Origin of the sequence: Marinobacter sp. LV10MA510-1 (genome assembly GCF_002563885.1) — a bacterium.
Taxonomy (GTDB): Bacteria; Pseudomonadota; Gammaproteobacteria; order Pseudomonadales; family Oleiphilaceae; genus Marinobacter.
Genome location: NZ_PDJA01000001.1, coordinates 824,922 through 841,913, shown reverse-complemented (window position 1 = coordinate 841,913; position 16,992 = coordinate 824,922). Strand labels below are relative to the sequence as shown.

Genomic DNA, 16,992 nt, shown 5'->3' with positions numbered 1-16,992 from the left:
CGTAACCAGTACTGGCCAGGCAAGCGACCATCAGAAACAAGTGGAATTTCTGGCCTACTTAGATACCGCTCTGGAGCAACGACATGCTGACCGATGAAGCTAAACGGATGCGGACCACCAGAAATGACCGTACCAGCCACGAACGAGCCGGACCTGTCGCAAATCTTATGAACACCCAATACTCGCCGGGTCGAGCCCAGGCCATTGCTTACGCCAATGTTGCCCTTGTCAAGTACTGGGGCAAACGTGATGCGGACTTGAACCTGCCAGACGTCGGGTCGATCTCGATCGCGCTGGACGCGCTGTGGACCCGCACCCGGATGGAACTGGATCCGGCGTTGGAGCGGGACAGCTTCGAGCTCGATGGTCAGATTGAGGCCCACGGTTCAGGGCGCGTGACGGCACTGCTGACGCGCATGCGCGCCATCGGTGGAAGTGAAATCCGGTCCCGGGTTTTCAGCCAAAACAACTTTCCTACCGGCGCTGGTCTGGCCTCGTCGGCGTCGGGTTTCGCCGCGCTGGTGACTGCGGCGGATCGCGCCTACGGGTTGGGTCTTTCTCTCTCCAGGCTTTCGGAGCTTGCGCGAATCGGGTCCGGCTCCGCCGCGCGCTCGATTTTTGGCGGATACGTTGAGATGCACCGCGGCGAACTCCCCGACGGCAGCGACAGCGTTGCCGTGCCGTTGGCCGCGGCGGCGGACTGGCCGTTGGCGGTCGTGATCGCGATTAGCGAGCGCGGCCGCAAGTCGGTGGGATCCACTGAAGGCATGCAGCGGACCGCACAAACGTCACCGTTCTATTCGGCCTGGGTGAACAATCAGCCCGACGACCTGGCGCTGGCGCGAACGGCTATCGCGACCCGTGATTTCGATGCGCTGGCGCACGTTTCTGAAGCAAGCGCACTGGCCTTGCACGGCCTGGCCATGTCGGCCCGGCCGGGTCTTCTTTATTTCAATGCAACGACTATGGAATGCCTGCATCGCATACGTCATTTGCGCGGCCGGGGCGTTGCGGTGTTTTTTACCGTCGATGCCGGCCCCCAGGTCAAAGCGATATGTGCACCGGAAGCGGCAGATACGGTGGCCGCCGCGCTCAAGGATGTGCCCGGCGTGACTGAGATTCTGCGTGCTGGGCTGGGCGGCGGTGCGGTGGGCATGGACGACGGTCAGACGTGGACGTGAACTGCGTCCAGGCCTCTGCGCCGGGCAAACTGCTGTTGATTGGCGAATATGCCGTGCTCGACGGGGCGCCGGCGCTGGTGATGGCGGTGGACCGGCGGGTTAAAGTCCGGTTGCAGCGGGCATCGAGCGGCACGGGCTGGTTGAGTGCCGTCCAGCTCGGATTTGAGCGGGCAGCCATGCGGGTAGAGGGCGATGCGCTGCGCTGCGATGGCGTAGATTCCTCCGTGCTGGGCCTGACCGGTCGGTTGATACCGGGCATCATGCGGGCGCTGGGCCGGTCACCCGGCGAGATCACAACAATGAACGTCGAGATCAACTCTGGGGCCCTTTTCGAATCCGATCGCAGACGATTAATAAAGCTGGGCCTGGGCGCCAGTGCCGCCGTCTGCGCGGCACTGGCGGTGGCGTTGACCGAGTGGTTCGAGGGAACGGCAGGTCCGGCGGATCCGCGCCTGCGTCTGCGTCGATGGTTGCCGGTTTATCGCGAATCACTGGGCGCCCGTGCCAGTGGGGCTGACCTGGCCGCGGCGTTTTGCGGTGGCATCAGCGAATTTCGATCCACCGGCGAATTCGCGATCTGCACGCCGGCGAACTGGCCGGAAGACCTGTATTGGCGCGCAATCTGGACCCGTCAGGCTGCCCAGACCACGGATTTTGTCGGTGCGTTCGATACCTGGAAGCTGGCCGATCCTGTTAGTGCAGGCCGGATTCGGTCTCGCCTGGACGAGATTGCGCGCCACGCCGTGGCCAACGCGCACGACGGGGCTATGCTGTTTGATGCTTGCGCCGCCTACGCCGTCGAGATGGTCGCGCTGGGCGATGCCATGGGCAAGGAGGTTATGACCGCCCCCCATCGACGGCTGGCCAAGCATGGACACGAGTGCGGCGTGGTCTACAAGAGTTGTGGCGCCGGTGGTGGCGACCTTGGAATTGCCCTGGCGCGTGACCCGGAGAGACTCCGGGCATTCGAGCTCGGCGTCTCAGATTGCGGCGGGGTTCCCTTAAACTTGGCGATGTCAAAATTTGGCGCAGAGGCTGCGCGGCGCCAGGTGCCCGAATCGGGCAGAAAACCTGAATAAGGAACGAGCATGGCAAGAATTCCCGAGTTCTACAAACTTTCAGTTTCGCAGCGGGTTCACGAAGTTCGAGAGCAGGGCCTGCTTTCGAGCCAGGATTACCAGGCGCTGGCCAGCGGCGATCACACGCTCTCGATCCAGTCGGCCGACAAGATGATCGAAAACGTCATCGGCGTCATGGGGCTGCCGTTGGCGCTGGGCCTGAATTTCCTGATTAACGACAAGGCATACGCCATTCCACTGGTCGTGGAGGAGCCTTCGATCGTTGCGGCGCTGAGCTCTGCGGCCAAGATCGCACGGGCCGGCGGCGGCTTCCGGGTTGAAAGCTCCGAGCCGATTTTGATTGGCCAGATCCAGGTCGTCGACGTACCGCATCCGCAGCGCGCCAAGGTGGCACTGTTGCAGCGCAAAAGCGAAATCCTGAACCTTGCCAACAGTCTGCACCCGAACATGGTGGCTCGCGGCGGCGGGGCCAAGGACCTCCAGGTGCTGATTCACCCATCATCGGGCCAGCGCGGTGACATGGTCGTCGCCCACCTGCTGGTGGATACGTGCGACGCGATGGGTGCGAACCTGGTCAACACAATGTGCGAAGGCGTTGCCTCACTGGTCGAGAATATCGCCGAAGGCAAGGTGTTCCTGCGGATTCTTTCAAATCTGACCGATCGAGCCCTGGTCAAGGCCCGGGTCTCGATTCCGCTGGACGCGCTGGCCGGCCGCGGCTTCGATGGTGAGCAGGTGCGCGACGGAATCATCCTGGCCAACGAATTTGCCTCGATCGACTCCTACCGAGCAGCGACCCATAACAAGGGCATCATGAACGGAATCGATGCCGTGGCGCTCGCCACAGGCAACGACTGGCGCGCCATTGAGGCGGGCGCCCACGCCTGGGCTGCGCGCGGGTCCCACTATACGTCACTGACCCAGTGGACGCGGGGCGAAGACGGCTCGTTGGAAGGTGAGCTCGAGATTCCGATCAAGGTCGGTATTGTCGGGGGTGCGCTGCAGTCCAATCCCACGGCGGCAATGAACCTCAGGCTTCTGGGCGTGAGTTCGGCGCGCGAGCTAGCCGAAGTGATGGGCGCGGTGGGTCTTGCGCAGAACTTTTCGGCAATCCGCGCGCTCGTGACCGAAGGCATCCAGCAAGGCCACATGACGCTGCACGCCCGAAGCGTGGTAGCCGCGGCTGGTGCAACACCCAAAATCTTCGAAACCGTCGTCGACCGGCTGATCGAATCCGGCGAGATCAAGATCTGGAAGGCGCGCGAGTTGATCGAGCAGGTTGTCAGCCCTCGCGTTGAGGCCACTGAGCAGCAGCCTCAGTCTGAAACCGCTGCCGAGGAACGCAACGTATCCGGCGGATACGGCAAGATCATCCTGCTAGGCGAGCACGCAGTTGTTTACGGGCGGCACGCGATCGCGACGCCGATACCGTTGGCTATACAGGCGCACGTGCAGCGCGGCGGGGACGGCGTGCAACTGATCATTCCGCGCTGGGGCGTGGAGCAGCGATTGCACCGAAGCGCGGAAAAACAGCATTCTTATGAGAAATCCTTGGCGATTATTTTCAAGACGCTCGGACTCGAACGCGAGAGCATGCGTTTGGAAATCTTCCCCAACGTACCGCGAGCCATGGGGCTGGGCGGGTCGGCGGCGATCGCGGTGGCCACCATTCGCGCGCTAGACCGCTGTTTCGAACTCGGCCTTGACGACGAGCGCGTCAACGAGCTGGCGTTCGAGTGCGAAAAGATCGCGCATGGTACGCCATCGGGTATCGATAACACGCTCTCGACCTATGGCCAGACCATGCTCTTCCGTTCCGGTGAATCGCCGCTGCGCAAGGTGATCGAGATTGATCAGGCCGTGCAGCTGGTCGTCGGTATCAGCGGTATCGAGAGCCTGACCGCGGCGACAGTCGCGCGTGTTCGCAAGGCACGCGAAGCGCACCCCGAACTGTACGAGAATATCTTCAACCAGATCGATTCGCTAGTGATCGAGGGCGTGGATGCGCTGGTTGGGCACAAGCTCGAGACGCTGGGGGAGCTGATGAACATTTGCCATGGCCTGCTCAACGCGATGCAGGTGTCGAGCTGGGAACTGGAGGAAATGATCCAGATTGCCCGCCGCCACGGCGCTCTCGGGGCAAAGCTCACCGGTGGCGGTGGCGGTGGTTCCATCATTGCCCTGTGTCCACCGGAACCCGGCGCTGCCGATCGCATAGAATCGGGTATCCGTGAAGCCGGCTATCAGGCGATTCAGGTTACAATAGGCGGTAAGCCGAAAAATAGGTGAGGATATGCACGAAAAAGTATCGTTCGATGACGAGCCCCTGATACTCGTTGATGAAGATGACAACGAAGTTGGCTATCGCTCAAAGAGCGACTGCCACGAAGGCCATGGAACCCTGCACCGGGCGTTCTCGATTTTCCTGTTCGACAAACAGGGCCGGGTGCTTCTGCAGCAGCGTGCGGCGGGCAAACCGCTCTGGCCGCTGTACTGGTCCAACAGCTGCTGTTCGCATCCCCGACGCGGTGAAACGATGGACCAGGCGCTTCACCGCCGTCTACGGGAAGAACTGGGGCTGGAAGCGTCGCTGACATTCGTTTATAAGTTTATCTACCAAACCGATTTCGGTGATCGCGGTGCGGAGCACGAATTGTGCCACGTATACATCGGCTCATCGGGCGGCGAGGCCCGGGTGCACCCGGCTGAAATCACCGACTGGCGCTGGGTGCCCATGGAAGAAGTGACTCGCGAGCTCGAAGACGCGCCATCCAAGTACACACCTTGGTTCAAGATGGAATGGAAGGAACTGATGGACCAGGGGCGCAACCATATCGACACTAGATAGTGAACGAACTGCCGCAACCACAGGTTGAGCTGGCGTTCGGGTTCTGCACAACAAACTGGGCTCCTTGTAGCCCCTCCTGATAATCGACCATTGCGCCCACAAGATACTGATAGCTCATCGGGTCGACCAGCAGACTCATGCCGTCTTTTTGAATCACCGCGTCTTCATCATCTTGCACCTTATCGAACGAGAAGCCGTACTGAAATCCAGAGCAGCCGCCCCCGGTTACGAACACCCGAAGCTTCAGGTTCTCGTTGCCTTCTTCTTCGGCTAATTCACGTACTTTGGACACGGCACTTTCACTGAGAAACAGCGGGGTTATCGTGTGTTCCTGAACTATGCTCAAAATTGCCTCCGGGTACTTTAATATTTGACGGTTTTTACATCACGTGTTTGGCTGTGCTAAACGTTGCAAATGTTTTTGAGCGATGGGATCGCCCTGCTCTGCTGCAAGACGATACCAATGGGCCGCCAGGGTAATGTCCTGCGCGGTACCCGAGCCATTTTCGTAAAGCTCGCCCAGACTGCGATGTGCCAAGGCAAAATTTTGTTGTGCGGCGAGCTGCATCCAATAAAAAGCAATGGTCTCATCTTTAGGCACTCCACGGCCGCGCAAGTATCGCATCGCCAATAAACGTTGCGCGCGGGCGGAGCCCTGTTCAGCATCGGTTTGTAAGGCCACAACCGATTCTTCCCATGTCAAAAACGCTCTTTTTTCGTTGAGTTGATCAGCCATACCCATGGCTCCTATCAATCTTTTCGTCACGCTTCATAACGTCTGCACTCAGGTGGTTTTCGATCAACTTTACCGTTACTTTTTGGGTCATGACGAGCAGCTGTAGTACGACGACCCGCCAACGTCGAAGCACTCCAACGGCTTCAGCCGATAGTATTTCTCCTCTACGTCTTTCGATTGCTCGGCGTATGGCTGCGTCATGACTTCCTGCAGTTCTCGCACTAGAGAGTAGTTACCGGCAGCTGCTTGCTGATACGCAGGCACAACGAACCACTCCCGCAAACTGTATTTCGGGTTGACGAGTTTCATCTGGCTAGCAAGATTTTCACGAGAGCGGGGCGAAGTCGCATTTTCGCCGGTCGCGCTGCCGATGCCGGCAAGCGATTTCCATTTTGTGAGCCACTCCGACCAGCGCTGGTCCATGCCTGCGGGGTCTGATTTATACGCTGAGCTTTTGTAGAAGCTTTTTTTGAGCGGGCTAATGTCGTCTGGCACCGTTGAGAGCTGGCGAAAGAACAGGGTGTAATCAACAGGCGTTTGCACCATAAGCGTGGCGAGCTCACTGAACAAGGCCGCGTGAAAAGTGGCAAGTCCGAGTTTGGCAGCCCACATCTTTTCCATCTGCGCGTGCATTACCTTTGAAAAATCACGTTGAATCTCGTCGAGCTGAAGCAGGCAGTCCTGTTTCGCCGTTAGCAGCGGGCGCAACGCCGAACAAAACGTGTGAAAATTGCGCTCTGCCGCCATTGGTTGGTTCAGAAACGAGAAGTGATGTCCGCCACCCGTCCATGGCTGGAACTGCGGATCAAACACATCACAGAATCCGAAGGGACCGTAGTCGAGTGTGAAACCGCCGGCGGCGCAGTTGTCACTGTTGAAATTACCCTGGCAGTAGCCAACGCGAATCCAGTTCGCCACAAGGGATGTGAGTCGGCTGCGGAACTCCCGCGCAAGCAATACCGCTTTCTCGGCTGTTGCGAGGTTCTGGTCGATGACGTCACTGTACTCACGATCGATCAGGTGCAACACAATCTTTTCGAGCTCCTCCATCGCTTGCGGGTGTTCCTTCTTGCGGGCACGGCGGGCGAAGAGCTCCAGTTGACCAACCCGAATGAACGACGGTGCAACACGCGTCGAGATGGCGACGGCGTCGGATACCAGCGCGTCCGGATCTCTTGAATGTGAGCCCTCCGAATACCAAGGCCGCCTGACCTTCTCTGTTTTCGACACGTACAAACTCAGCGAACGCGATGTTGGCACCCCAAGCGCGTGCATGTGCTCCTGCGCCAGAAACTCCCGAACACTGGACCGCAGAACGGCCCGGCCGTCCGCGCCGCGGCAGTATGGCGTGCGGCCGCCACCCTTAAGCTGCATTTCCCAACGCTGACCGTTGATGACGGCTTCAAGCACGGACATGGCGCGCCCGTCGCCGTACCCGTTGCCGGTTTGGAACGGGCATTGGTGGGTGTATTCAGTGCCATAGATGGACAGTGCATAGCCACACGCCCAACCGACCTTGCGCATCGGCTCAGGGACGTTCTCAAGGTCGCCGGAAAACATGCGAACGAAGTCGGCCGACTGCGCCATGCTGTCGGCGAAGCCCAGTTCGCGAAACAGGTTTTGGCTGTGGGCGACGTACTCGGGGTTTTCGATGGGCGTAGGATTAACAGGAACATAGTGGCCCGAGAAGACTTGCCGCGGGGCGTGGTCAACTCCGTTCGCTTTGGCGTCAGGGTCGCAGTTGAGGGAATCCATGAGCGAATAGTTTGCCAAGGTTGCGAGATCGTCGAGGGTTGCAACCATAGGGGCGGTTTCCTGGGGTGGACACTTTATCATAAGGGCTCCTGATGGCGCGGGTAGAAAGGCTGCTTTCCCGCTGCGTGGTCGGTCACATCAATAATCTCATCGATTTCTGGGGCGACTCTTTTGAGCATGACTTCGAATCCCTGCCTCAGCGTCACCTGAGAGGAAGCGCATCCCTGGCAGCCGCCACTCATGGTGATGGAAAGCTTCCCTTGCCGGACCTCCACAATAGAAATTTTTCCGCCGTGGTTAGCGATCGAACGATTGACCTCTTTGTCCAGAAGCTCCTGAACAGCCGCCGTAAGCTCTGCATCGGACCTTCCTTGCACGCCGTTATGAACAGACATTTCCAGGACCGCCGGCACGCCCGTACGCAGCTGCGTACGGATGGCCATTCCGATAGCTGCTTTGAGCCCTGACCACGAGGCGGCTGGCTCTTTGCACACGGTCACTACGTTATCGGCAATGAGCAGATTGGCCACGCCAAGGAGTGCGAACAGTTGCTCGCCGAGCGGTGAACCAACGGCTCGTTCTTTGTTGCCAAAAAAGAACGAGCCGCCGGGGTGCAAGCTACGGCTCACGATGAACTTACACGTGTCGGGGTCAGCGAGCGAAGACTCGGCGCGAATACTGACCGGCTGATCCGCAAGCAGGACATCAGACATTTTCAACATCGCTCGCTGCAGCGCTGGCACCCAAGGCACGCAGGTTGTTAAACGTATATATTCCGCTGTTATGGCCGTCGTTCCAATCGAATTTGATGGCGTAGTTACCTATGCTCACGATCTGTCGCGGCGCCACATCATGGCGTATTGTCTTTGGATCGAGTAACTTGCGTCCGCTCATTTCCTCGACGCAAAGAGCGCAATGACATGCCAGGCGCAGGTCGCGGACGTCAAAGTCATCGCGATGACCATCCTCCCAGAGAACGGATAACGTGCGCGGATCGCGACGCAGTAAACCGATCGGGGTGTTTTGTGATCCAGCAGGCCGCGCCGCATCTTCCGCCCAGTCCGGGGCTCCCTCGTTACTGTCCCACTTCCAGACAAACGGTTTCAGCACCGTGACCGACGCGTTGAGCTGCTCTACAAGCGCCGTCGCAATGGAGGCATACACCTTGGCGCTGACCGACGCTGGCTGTTCCGCCACTATCGGGCGACCTTCATCACCGCTGGTAACAACATCGGCATCGAGAGGTAAGGCACCCAGAAACGGGACGCCAAGCTCCTCGCTCATCTGCTCGCCACCGCCGTGACGGAAGATATCCGTGTTCTCGCCGCAGTGAGGACAGGTAAAGGTGCGCATGTTCTCGACGAGCCCAAGAATCTTGACCTGCACCTTCTCGAACATCCGCAAGCCTCGGCGGGCGATCTTGAGGCTAACGGCCTGAGGTGTCGTTACGATCACCACACCCGACAGCGGCATACTCTGTGCCAGCGTCAACTGGACGTCGCCTGTGCCGGGTGGAAGGTCAAGAATCAGGTAGTCCAGCGATCCCCATTGCACGCCGTCAACGAACATCTTCAGGTATTTTCCTACCATCGGCCCGCGTAAAACAGCTGGCTGGTCATCTTCGGTGAGCATGGCCATCGACACTACCTTCAGACCGTGCTGTTGCGCCGGGATCATCTTGCCACTCTGGGTCGTCGCTGGCTTCTCACCGGTTGCGATGCCGAGCATACCGGGGATACTGGGGCCAAGAATGTCGGCGTCTACGATTCCGACACGCGCCCCAAGCTGCTGCAGTGCCAGCGCTAAATTCACACTTACCGTGGATTTTCCGACGCCGCCCTTGCCGCTTCCGACGGCAATGATATGGCGTATCCCCGGCAGCTTATCCGAGTTATCGGCCGAGCCGGATGACGCGTCAGGCGCGTGAGATTGATTACGGTCAGTGGTCTGCATGGTTAAGTTCCTTGTGTTTTCAATTAACGGGGGAGAACGTGGCTTTGATCTCTGCCGCCAAAATAACAACCAATCCCAATTCATACGCTTATTGCCTACCATCATTTTTGCGAAAGTCGATAAACCTGAAGCTCAATAGGTCGGCATCGTGCCGTCGACTTGCAGAGCCCAGGCATGAACGCCACCTGTAAGGTTGCTAACGTGGCTAATACCATGCTTTTTTAAAAACAACCCGACTTGCATACTACGCACGCCGTGGTGGCAGATGCAGACAATCGAATGCTCCGCGTCCAGTTCGGAGAACTTGTCAAGGATGGTATTCATAGGCATCGTCAACGCACCGCTAATATGACAGATCTGAAATTCCCACGGCTCACGTACGTCGAGTAATACGGGGTTCGGGCGCGCCGCATTCTCGATCCATGCGGCCAGTTCTGGTGCAGTCAAGCTTTGCATCGTTGGGATCCCGCCCCTCACCGGTTTCAATGTCATCAAGCCAGCGCTGATTGGAGCAATTTCTGCAGTTCACCTTGCTCATACATTTCACGCACAATATCGGCACCACCGACAAACTCGCCCTTGATGTAGAGCTGAGGAATGGTCGGCCAGTTGCTGTATACCTTGATACCATCGCGGATTTCCGGATCGGCTAGCACATCGACAGCAGCAAAATCCTGCACGCCGCAGGCATTTAATACCTGCACAGTCGTAGCAGAAAAACCACACAGCGGAGACTGGGGCTTGCCTTTCATATAGAGCACAACGGTATCAGCTGTGACCTGACTGAGAATTTTTTCCTGTACGTTCATTTCTGATTTCTCCGAAGCTATTTGGTGCCTGGTTGCGCCCAGGTTTGGGGCGTAAAAGTGCGCATTGCCAGCGCATGAATCTCCGAGCCCATCCGATCTCCGAGTGCCAGATAAACCAGTTGATGCTGCTGTATCTTATTTTTGCCGGCAAATTGCTGGCTCACGATGACTGCTTCGAAGTGCTGACCGTCATCGCCCTGCACTTCCACATGATCGCAGGTCAGGCCATTCATGATGTAGTCTCTTAGATTATTCGCTGTCAGCATTTTGTCCTCCCAAGGGTTACCAAGGCCTAATGACCTTCACCAATACGGCAGGATTATAGTATCGTTCCGAAACTATAATATTGTCAAGATAGTTTAAAAACGCGACTTTCAAAACCTAATGAAAGGGGGTTGAATTTGGACAGTCGTGCGATCGCAGATTTGGTCTATCACTTGGGCCCGGGATACGGCTTCACAGACAATAAGAAACATCGAAACCCTAGGATCTGTTGAAAATTGCTCGTAAGCCTTTGAAAGATAAGAGCAAGCTCGTATAATGAAGTTCCGAAACAACAATCATACGAGCCCGCAATGCCCAGATACATGCTCACAGAGAAGCTGTGGTCCAGGCTAAGAGAAATATTGCTTCAATTCAGTCTGTATAACAAGGCAGGTTTGCGCAAAACAGTCGAAGGCATTCTGTTCAGAATGCGGACCGGTGTGCCCTGGAGAGATCTGCCAGGCCACTTCGGAAAATGGAATTCTGTCTACAAAACCTTCAATTACTGGTCGAAAAAAGGCATCTGGAAAAAGCTCTTCAACGTGCTGAAAACAGATTCCGATCTGGAATGGGTCTTCATTGATGGCAGTTATGTGAAAGCACACCAGCACAGTGCCGGAGCCGCTGGTGGCTACGACAGCCAGATAATACGTGACAAGGCAGAAGCCCTCGAAATGAGCGTTATTATCCCCAGAAGGAAAAACTCGATAAGGGAAACAGGGGGCTCGACTGGCATTTGTATAAGCTCAGACACCTGGTCGAGAATGCGTTTGCCAGACTCAAGCATTATCGGGCCGTCGCCACCCGATATGACAAACTGACTCGTCATTATGAGAGATTCGTGTTATTAGCTTGCGCATTTCTCTGGCTGCCGATGTGAATTGTCAACAGCCTCTAGAAAGATTCCCGCCGGCGAGAAAGTCACCGTTCTGTGGGCATCCGCCAATCGTGACGAAGGAGTATTCGGCGATCCGGATGGTTTTTGTCCCGAGAAGAACCGTGGCCAGAATTTGCTTTATGGTGCAGGTATTCATATTTGCCCTGGTGCACCTCTGGCCAGGATGGAACTCAGGATTTTGATTGAGGAATTTCTTCGCGGTATCGATACCCTGGAATTCGCGCCCCATGAACTACCTGAACGTGCCGTTTTCCCAACCGGCGGTTTCAATTATTTACCGATGATTATTGGAAAAAAATAAGGATTGTAAAGCGCCTGGATGCGCTCTGCGCTGAGCTAAAAGACTGTGTTTATGACGAAAATAACCACCATCAAGACGATTCATGGCGCCGGCCTGAAATCCAGACCTACACAGCCTTAAATTAAAGTTTGTATAGCTTGTTTCAAGGCCTCCAGATAAGATAGTAATTAATTACTTTCTTTCTTATCTGGAGGCCACAATGAATGAGCGCCCAAAAAAACTTTCGGCCGACGCACGCCGGCTCGCGACCGTCGAGTCTGTAATTCAGCTCGCCGCGTTACAGAATCCTGTCGAGATAACAACCGCTGCTATCGCCAAGCACATGAATCTAACCCAAGGCGCGCTGTTTCGACATTTCCCGAACAAGGAAGCCATCTGGCAGTCGGTGATGGAATGGGTGGCAGAGCGTCTGCTGAATCGAATCGACCGCTCTGTACACGGAATCGATTCGCCTTTGGCCGCAATGGAGGCGATTTTCATGACTCATGTCGAATTCGTGGCCGAACATCCTGGCGTGCCCAGGATGCTGTTTGGCGAGCTTCAAAGAGCAGAGTCAACTCCTGCCAAGCGTATGGTGCAAACCTTGATCCAACGCTATGGCGAACGCTTGAATCATCTTATTGAGAAGGGTAAATCGAATGGTGAATTGAGTTCCTCTTTAGACAGCGAAGCGGCGAGCACGCTTTTTATAGGCACGATTCAGGGCCTGGTTATGCAATCGCTGCTGACTGGCGATGTGCAACGCATACGCCACGATGCGCCACGAGTGTTTGCAATTTATCGGCGCGGTATCGGGACTGATTTATGAAACACCTACCTATTCAGGGCCGTACCTTGGCCCTGCTAGCCGTTATCGTTCCATTGCTTGCACTCTTCGTTTACGTCGGATTGCGCTCTGGTCCACTGGCACCGGTTGCTGTAACGGTGATGACCGTGGAATCGCGTGCGATTACGCCGGCGCTGTTCGGTATAGGCACAGTTGAGGCGCGCTACACCTACAAAATCGGGCCAACGTTCGCCGGGCGCGTCAAAAACCTTGAGGTGCATGTAGGCGACCAAGTAACGGCTGGTCAAGTGCTCGGCGAGATGGACCCGGTCGATCTGGATGACCGGCTGCGCTCGCAACAAGCGGCCTTTAGAGGAGCCACAGCCGCGTTGCGCGAGGCCCAGGCCCGGCAAACCTATGCGCAGACCCAGGTGGGTCGATATAAACGATTGTTCGCTGCGGGATCAACCAGCGATGAAACTCTTAACACCAAACAACAGGAACTGGCGATAGCCGCCGCCAGCCTTTCCGCTGCTTACGAAAACCTCGCCCGTATTCGGTCAGATCAAGAGGCTCTGGTGACGCAGCAAAAAAATCTACAGCTGATCGCACCGCACGATGGTGTGGTCGCCTCTCGGGACACCGAGCCAGGCACCACGGTAGTTGCCGGCCAGGCTGTACTGGAACTCATCGATCCCGAAAGTGTTTGGGTCAATGTGCGCTTCGATCAGATTAGCGCAGCGGGGCTGGCCAAAGATCTACCCGCACGCATTGTTTTGCGTTCACGTAGCGGCCAAACGCTGAGCGGCGGTGTGTTGCGCGTTGAATTAAAAGCCGATGCGGTAACCGAGGAAATGCTCGCGAAAGTGGTCTTTGATGAACTCCCCCAGCCTTTGCCGCCGTTAGGCGAGTTAGCCGAAGTCACGGTTGATCTCCCTGCCCTTCCCGTCGCGCCGACCATTTCCAACGCTGCGATTCGACGCGACGGCAATAGCGTCGGCGTTTGGCAAATCGTGGATGATGAGTTGCGTTTAACTCCGGTCACCTTGGGTGTTACAGACCTGGATGGCTCTGTTCAAGTCCGGAAGGGAATTAAAGAAGGAGACCAAATTGTGCTCTACAGCGAACAAGCGCTGACCTCGCGCAGTCGCATCGAGGTGGTTGACCGCATTCCAGGGGTGTCCAAATGATTAGCTTGGCCGGTCGCGACATTCTTCAGGCGTGGGGAAAGTTCGTTTTTACCGGGGTGGGCCTTGGTCTGCTGATCGGTGTGACACTGTCTATGGCCGGAATCTACCGTGGCATGATCGACGACGCCAAAGTGTTGCTGGATAACAGCAGTGCAGATCTTTGGGTGGTGCAAAAGGATACCCTGGGCCCTTATGCAGAACCGTCGAGTATCTATCAGGATACCTGGCGCGGTATCCGTGGTATGCCCGGTGTGGCACGAACAGCCAATGTTACTTACCTGACCATGCAGGTACGCCAAGGTGAGCGCGATGTGCGGGCAATGATCGCCGGCATAACGGCTGGCGAGCCCGGTACCCCAGGCTGGCCGCCGTATCTTGTTGCGGGTCGTCAGATCACTCGTAGCCATTACGAAGCCGTCGCCGATATCGCAAGCGGTTTTGAGCTTGGTGATCGCCTGCAGATACGCCGTAACCACTACACCGTTGTCGGCCTCACCCGTCGCATGGTCTCGTCTGGCGGCGACCCCATGATTTTTATTCCGCTAAAGGATGCGCAAGAAGCACAGTTTCTGAAAGACAACGACGCCATTCTGCAAAGCCGGCGTCGAACTGAGGCCAACCCTGCATTTAACAAGCCTGGTAGTCCGGATTTACTTGGCGCCGTTATCGATTTGCAAACCACCAACACCTATGTAAACGCGGTTCTAGTCCAGATCGAAGACGGCTATAGCCATGACGATGTGGCCGAATCGATCCGCCGCTGGAAGCGGCTAACGGTTTACACCCGCGCGCAGATGGAAGAGATCCTTGTAGGCAAATTGATCGCCACCTCCGCAAAACAGATCGGTATGTTTCTGGTGATTCTATCGATGGTCAGTGCGGCTATCGTGGCTTTTATTATCTACACACTGACACTCGGAAAAATCCGCGAGATCGCCGTACTCAAACTGATCGGCACCCGCAACCGCACCATCGCCGGAATGATTCTGCAGCAGGCGATTGCGCTCGGGGTTATCGGGTTCGTGGTGGGAAAAATTGTCGCCACCTTGTTTATGGCGCCGATATTTCCCAAGTATGTCTTGCTTGAACCCCTTGATTCGATATTCGGGTTTATTGCGGTTGTGTTGATCTGCGTATTGTCGAGCGTTATCGCCATCTATGCAGCACTGAAGGTTGATCCGGCCGAAGCGATTGGGTGACAAAATGAGCGAAAAAGGCATCCGTATTGAAGGGTTGAGCAAGCGTTATGGCAAGGGCGATACCGCCGTTGATGCGTTAAAGCATGTGGATATGCATGTTGCTCCGGGAGAAGTTGTCGGCCTTATTGGGCCTTCCGGCTCCGGCAAGAGTACCTTGCTGAAATGTCTGGGTGCGGTCATCAGCCCGACGGCGGGACGCATGACTCTGGGTGATCAGGTCATTTTTGACGATGGCTGGAAGGTTCAGGATTTGCGTGCTCTGCGCCGTGACAAAATCGGTTATGTGTTTCAAGCACCGTATTTGATTCCGTTTCTGGATGTTACTGACAACGTGGCATTGCTGCCGATGTTAAGAGGTGTACCCAATGGCGAGGCGCGTGCGAAGGCGCTGGAATTACTCACAGCGCTGGACGTGCAACATCGAGCCCGCGCCATGCCATCGAAGCTTTCGGGTGGCGAACAACAGCGGGTAGCGATCGCACGCGGGCTGGTCAACCAGCCGCCGGTGATACTGGCCGACGAACCAACTGCCGCCCTTGACAGTCCGCGCGCCATGGCTGTCATCAAGATCCTCAACGAAATGGCACGCAAGTTCCAAACGGCTATCATCGTTGTCACCCACGACGAAAAAATCATTCCTACGTTCAAGCGTATTTACCACATTCGGGACGGCGTCACTCACGAAGAAACGGGTGAAGGACGTGGGTTCGAGTAAGCCTCCGCCGACTGGTTTTTCACTCGACGACTGCCATGCAGAGCGTGGCCCCAGAACTGTCGCTTTCGCCGGTGTCATGCTGAGCCGCCGCGCGGGCGGCCTAGGAACTGAATTGAAATGGCTTTTCAGATAAGTGACTTGATCTAGGTCACTCCAGTTTCTTGCTGACAGTCGGTTTTGGGATCTAAATGTATGTCAGATGCATCATCTACGTAATGCTAGAATCCGGAGAAACGTCATGAACCTGACCATGCTTTTGCAATTACCCTTTCACAGTGAAGGCGCTTGGCCCGAATTGCAGCGCCGACAGATATCCATTCCGTTGATTGCCTGGGCCCTTGTTTTACCCCTGTCTTTACTGCCACCGATTCTGTTGTATTACGCCGGCACGCATTACGGCGAGCACTTTATGGCTGGTTTCGCCGGCAAAGAATGGCGCTTTATTACCACTATTCTGTTTCTGGCCGAGCTGCTGACGTTTTTTGTGATGGGTTGGCTGATTCACTCGGTTGTTGCGGGTAAGGATCTGGCTATCAGTTACGAAGACGCCTATTTGTTAGCTGCGATTGCTCCCGTGCCGCTATGGCTGTCGTCGCTGGCGTTGCTAGTCCCCTCTCTAGCATTTAGCGTTGTCGTTGTGCTTATTGCGATGGGGCTGTCATGCACACTGATTTACCAAGGCTTGCGAGCTTTAAGCCATCGCCCAGATACCGACGTGGAGGCTATGTCTGCAACCTACACAATAATGGCAGCGTCGTTTTTGGCATGGGCGCTGTTGATGGTAATGGTGTGGGCTTTCTGAATCAGTTGTGATGGTCGGCGTCAGCCGTTTTTTTGGCGGTTAGACGCTGCTCTTTTCAAGCGCGAAAAAGTAGCGGGCACAACACCAAGCCAGGCCGCTAATTGGTTGTCTGGCACTAGCTTCGTCAGTTCTGGGTACTCTTCCTGCACCAACGAATAGCGTTCGTTGGCAGGCATGGTGTGTTTGCGGAACTCGCGCATGCTGGCCAACTCGGCCAGTTCTTCTGTCAACGCTAAAGCAAATTTCGGCCATTGTACCGCGCCGTGACTTTGTATCGCTGAACGGAATGCAGCGAAATCTGCCACCCATGCCGTAACCGGCGTGCTGCTTTTCAAGCATAGCGTATTGCGCATTGTGCGGCTGCGACCGAATACCGGCCAAATGATATCGCCTTCCGAGAAAAAGTGATGAATGGCCACCTTGCCACCCACGGTTTGGCGGAACATACGCACCACCCCGTGCTGAATTAGGTGTGACCTTACGGCAGCATAGCGCA

At 56.2% G+C, this 16,992-nt stretch carries 18 protein-coding genes and 2 pseudogenes; 11 read left to right on the top strand and 9 right to left on the bottom strand.

What is annotated here, in order from left to right; translation table 11 throughout:
- Nucleotides 1-83: 83 nt before the first annotated feature.
- From mvaD to idi, 4 genes are all read left to right on the top strand, one after another.
- Nucleotides 84-1,181 (top strand): diphosphomevalonate decarboxylase, encoded by a 1,098-nt coding sequence (mvaD, locus tag ATI45_RS04040; RefSeq protein WP_228735927.1) that lies wholly within the window; start codon nucleotides 84-86, stop codon nucleotides 1,179-1,181.
- A gap of 140 nt (nucleotides 1,182-1,321) precedes the next feature.
- Nucleotides 1,322-2,260, top strand: a complete 939-nt coding sequence (locus ATI45_RS04035; RefSeq protein ID WP_179888380.1) for a hypothetical protein — start codon at nucleotides 1,322-1,324, stop codon at nucleotides 2,258-2,260.
- Nucleotides 2,261-2,269: 9 nt separating this feature from the next.
- Nucleotides 2,270-4,549 (top strand): hydroxymethylglutaryl-CoA reductase, degradative, encoded by a 2,280-nt coding sequence (locus ATI45_RS23130; protein ID WP_098418380.1) that lies wholly within the window; start codon nucleotides 2,270-2,272, stop codon nucleotides 4,547-4,549.
- A 4-nt stretch (nucleotides 4,550-4,553) separates the two neighbouring features.
- Entirely contained in the window at nucleotides 4,554-5,108 is a 555-nt protein-coding gene (gene idi, locus ATI45_RS04025) for an isopentenyl-diphosphate Delta-isomerase (RefSeq protein WP_098418379.1), read from the top strand.
- On the opposite strand, the gene erpA is transcribed toward idi, so the two are convergent.
- The 8 genes from erpA to ATI45_RS03985 all read right to left on the bottom strand — a co-directional run bounded on the left by erpA (nucleotide 5,101) and on the right by ATI45_RS03985 (nucleotide 10,627).
- Nucleotides 5,101-5,454 carry an iron-sulfur cluster insertion protein ErpA gene (erpA, locus tag ATI45_RS04020; RefSeq protein WP_098418378.1) on the bottom strand — a complete coding sequence of 118 codons (354 nt, stop codon included), beginning with the start codon at nucleotides 5,452-5,454 and terminating at the stop codon, nucleotides 5,101-5,103. The two genes, idi and erpA, sit on opposite strands and share 8 nt — an antisense overlap.
- Before the next feature lie 39 nt (nucleotides 5,455-5,493).
- Nucleotides 5,494-5,844 carry a tetratricopeptide repeat protein gene (locus tag ATI45_RS04015; protein ID WP_098418377.1) on the bottom strand — a complete coding sequence of 117 codons (351 nt, stop codon included), beginning with the start codon at nucleotides 5,842-5,844 and terminating at the stop codon, nucleotides 5,494-5,496.
- An 87-nt stretch (nucleotides 5,845-5,931) separates the two neighbouring features.
- On the bottom strand, nucleotides 5,932-7,680 hold the full coding sequence (locus tag ATI45_RS04010) for a protein adenylyltransferase SelO (RefSeq protein WP_098418376.1): 1,749 nt from the start codon (nucleotides 7,678-7,680) through the stop codon (nucleotides 5,932-5,934).
- Complete coding sequence (locus ATI45_RS04005) at nucleotides 7,677-8,321, bottom strand: NifU family protein (protein ID WP_228706191.1); 645 nt, start codon at nucleotides 8,319-8,321, stop codon at nucleotides 7,677-7,679. Before ATI45_RS04005 ends, ATI45_RS04010 begins: the two co-directional genes overlap by 4 nt.
- Nucleotides 8,305-9,552, bottom strand: coding sequence for a P-loop NTPase (locus ATI45_RS23125; RefSeq protein ID WP_098418375.1), 1,248 nt, complete (start codon nucleotides 9,550-9,552; stop codon nucleotides 8,305-8,307). Before ATI45_RS23125 ends, ATI45_RS04005 begins: the two co-directional genes overlap by 17 nt.
- Nucleotides 9,553-9,684: 132 nt before the next feature.
- Nucleotides 9,685-10,008 (bottom strand): rhodanese-like domain-containing protein, encoded by a 324-nt coding sequence (locus ATI45_RS03995; protein ID WP_098421642.1) that lies wholly within the window; start codon nucleotides 10,006-10,008, stop codon nucleotides 9,685-9,687.
- Nucleotides 10,009-10,043: 35 nt separating this feature from the next.
- Nucleotides 10,044-10,361 carry a Grx4 family monothiol glutaredoxin gene (grxD, locus tag ATI45_RS03990; protein WP_098418374.1) on the bottom strand — a complete coding sequence of 106 codons (318 nt, stop codon included), beginning with the start codon at nucleotides 10,359-10,361 and terminating at the stop codon, nucleotides 10,044-10,046.
- Nucleotides 10,362-10,378: 17 nt separating this feature from the next.
- Nucleotides 10,379-10,627 (bottom strand): BolA family protein, encoded by a 249-nt coding sequence (locus ATI45_RS03985; protein ID WP_098418373.1) that lies wholly within the window; start codon nucleotides 10,625-10,627, stop codon nucleotides 10,379-10,381.
- Between the two features lie 309 nt (nucleotides 10,628-10,936).
- Between ATI45_RS03985 and ATI45_RS03980 the strand changes: the two are divergent.
- The 7 genes and pseudogenes from ATI45_RS03980 (at nucleotide 10,937) to ATI45_RS03950 (ending at nucleotide 16,496) form a co-directional block, all read left to right on the top strand.
- Nucleotides 10,937-11,505: pseudogene (locus tag ATI45_RS03980) on the top strand (transposase).
- A 1-nt stretch (nucleotide 11,506) separates the two neighbouring features.
- A complete protein-coding gene (locus tag ATI45_RS03975) occupies nucleotides 11,507-11,824 on the top strand; it encodes a cytochrome P450 (protein ID WP_143751126.1) in 318 nt (105 codons plus the stop codon).
- A gap of 199 nt (nucleotides 11,825-12,023) precedes the next feature.
- Nucleotides 12,024-12,632 (top strand): TetR/AcrR family transcriptional regulator, encoded by a 609-nt coding sequence (locus tag ATI45_RS03970; protein WP_098418372.1) that lies wholly within the window; start codon nucleotides 12,024-12,026, stop codon nucleotides 12,630-12,632.
- On the top strand, nucleotides 12,629-13,780 hold the full coding sequence (locus tag ATI45_RS03965) for an efflux RND transporter periplasmic adaptor subunit (protein WP_098418371.1): 1,152 nt from the start codon (nucleotides 12,629-12,631) through the stop codon (nucleotides 13,778-13,780). The genes ATI45_RS03970 and ATI45_RS03965 overlap by 4 nt, the downstream gene beginning before the upstream one ends.
- Nucleotides 13,777-14,979 carry an ABC transporter permease gene (locus ATI45_RS03960; RefSeq protein WP_098418370.1) on the top strand — a complete coding sequence of 401 codons (1,203 nt, stop codon included), beginning with the start codon at nucleotides 13,777-13,779 and terminating at the stop codon, nucleotides 14,977-14,979. The genes ATI45_RS03965 and ATI45_RS03960 overlap by 4 nt, the downstream gene beginning before the upstream one ends.
- A 4-nt stretch (nucleotides 14,980-14,983) precedes the next feature.
- Complete coding sequence (locus ATI45_RS03955) at nucleotides 14,984-15,694, top strand: ABC transporter ATP-binding protein (RefSeq protein WP_098421641.1); 711 nt, start codon at nucleotides 14,984-14,986, stop codon at nucleotides 15,692-15,694.
- A gap of 238 nt (nucleotides 15,695-15,932) precedes the next feature.
- Nucleotides 15,933-16,496, top strand: coding sequence for a YIP1 family protein (locus ATI45_RS03950; protein ID WP_098418369.1), 564 nt, complete (start codon nucleotides 15,933-15,935; stop codon nucleotides 16,494-16,496).
- Nucleotides 16,497-16,516: 20 nt separating this feature from the next.
- Here ATI45_RS03950 and ATI45_RS03945 read toward each other — a convergent pair.
- Nucleotides 16,517-16,969: pseudogene (locus ATI45_RS03945) on the bottom strand (Crp/Fnr family transcriptional regulator); the annotation flags it as partial.
- Nucleotides 16,970-16,992: the final 23 nt, after the last annotated feature.

Excerpts from the sequence above, each read along its gene's own strand:
- idi (WP_098418379.1), top strand. The coding sequence starts at position 4,554 with ATGCACGAAAAAGTATCGTTCGATGACGAGCCCCTGATACTCGTTGAT.
- grxD (WP_098418374.1), bottom strand. The coding sequence starts at position 10,361 with ATGAACGTACAGGAAAAAATTCTCAGTCAGGTCACAGCTGATACCGTT.
- ATI45_RS04010 (WP_098418376.1), bottom strand. The coding sequence starts at position 7,680 with ATGATAAAGTGTCCACCCCAGGAAACCGCCCCTATGGTTGCAACCCTC.
- ATI45_RS03985 (WP_098418373.1), bottom strand. The coding sequence starts at position 10,627 with ATGCTGACAGCGAATAATCTAAGAGACTACATCATGAATGGCCTGACC.
- ATI45_RS03960 (WP_098418370.1), top strand. The coding sequence starts at position 13,777 with ATGATTAGCTTGGCCGGTCGCGACATTCTTCAGGCGTGGGGAAAGTTC.
- ATI45_RS03965 (WP_098418371.1), top strand. The coding sequence starts at position 12,629 with ATGAAACACCTACCTATTCAGGGCCGTACCTTGGCCCTGCTAGCCGTT.
- ATI45_RS03970 (WP_098418372.1), top strand. The coding sequence starts at position 12,024 with ATGAATGAGCGCCCAAAAAAACTTTCGGCCGACGCACGCCGGCTCGCG.
- ATI45_RS03995 (WP_098421642.1), bottom strand. The coding sequence starts at position 10,008 with ATGCAAAGCTTGACTGCACCAGAACTGGCCGCATGGATCGAGAATGCG.
- ATI45_RS03950 (WP_098418369.1), top strand. The coding sequence starts at position 15,933 with ATGAACCTGACCATGCTTTTGCAATTACCCTTTCACAGTGAAGGCGCT.
- ATI45_RS03955 (WP_098421641.1), top strand. The coding sequence starts at position 14,984 with ATGAGCGAAAAAGGCATCCGTATTGAAGGGTTGAGCAAGCGTTATGGC.
- mvaD (WP_228735927.1), top strand. The coding sequence starts at position 84 with ATGCTGACCGATGAAGCTAAACGGATGCGGACCACCAGAAATGACCGT.
- ATI45_RS04015 (WP_098418377.1), bottom strand. The coding sequence starts at position 5,844 with ATGGCTGATCAACTCAACGAAAAAAGAGCGTTTTTGACATGGGAAGAA.
- ATI45_RS23125 (WP_098418375.1), bottom strand. The coding sequence starts at position 9,552 with ATGCAGACCACTGACCGTAATCAATCTCACGCGCCTGACGCGTCATCC.
- ATI45_RS04005 (WP_228706191.1), bottom strand. The coding sequence starts at position 8,321 with ATGTTGAAAATGTCTGATGTCCTGCTTGCGGATCAGCCGGTCAGTATT.
- ATI45_RS23130 (WP_098418380.1), top strand. The coding sequence starts at position 2,270 with ATGGCAAGAATTCCCGAGTTCTACAAACTTTCAGTTTCGCAGCGGGTT.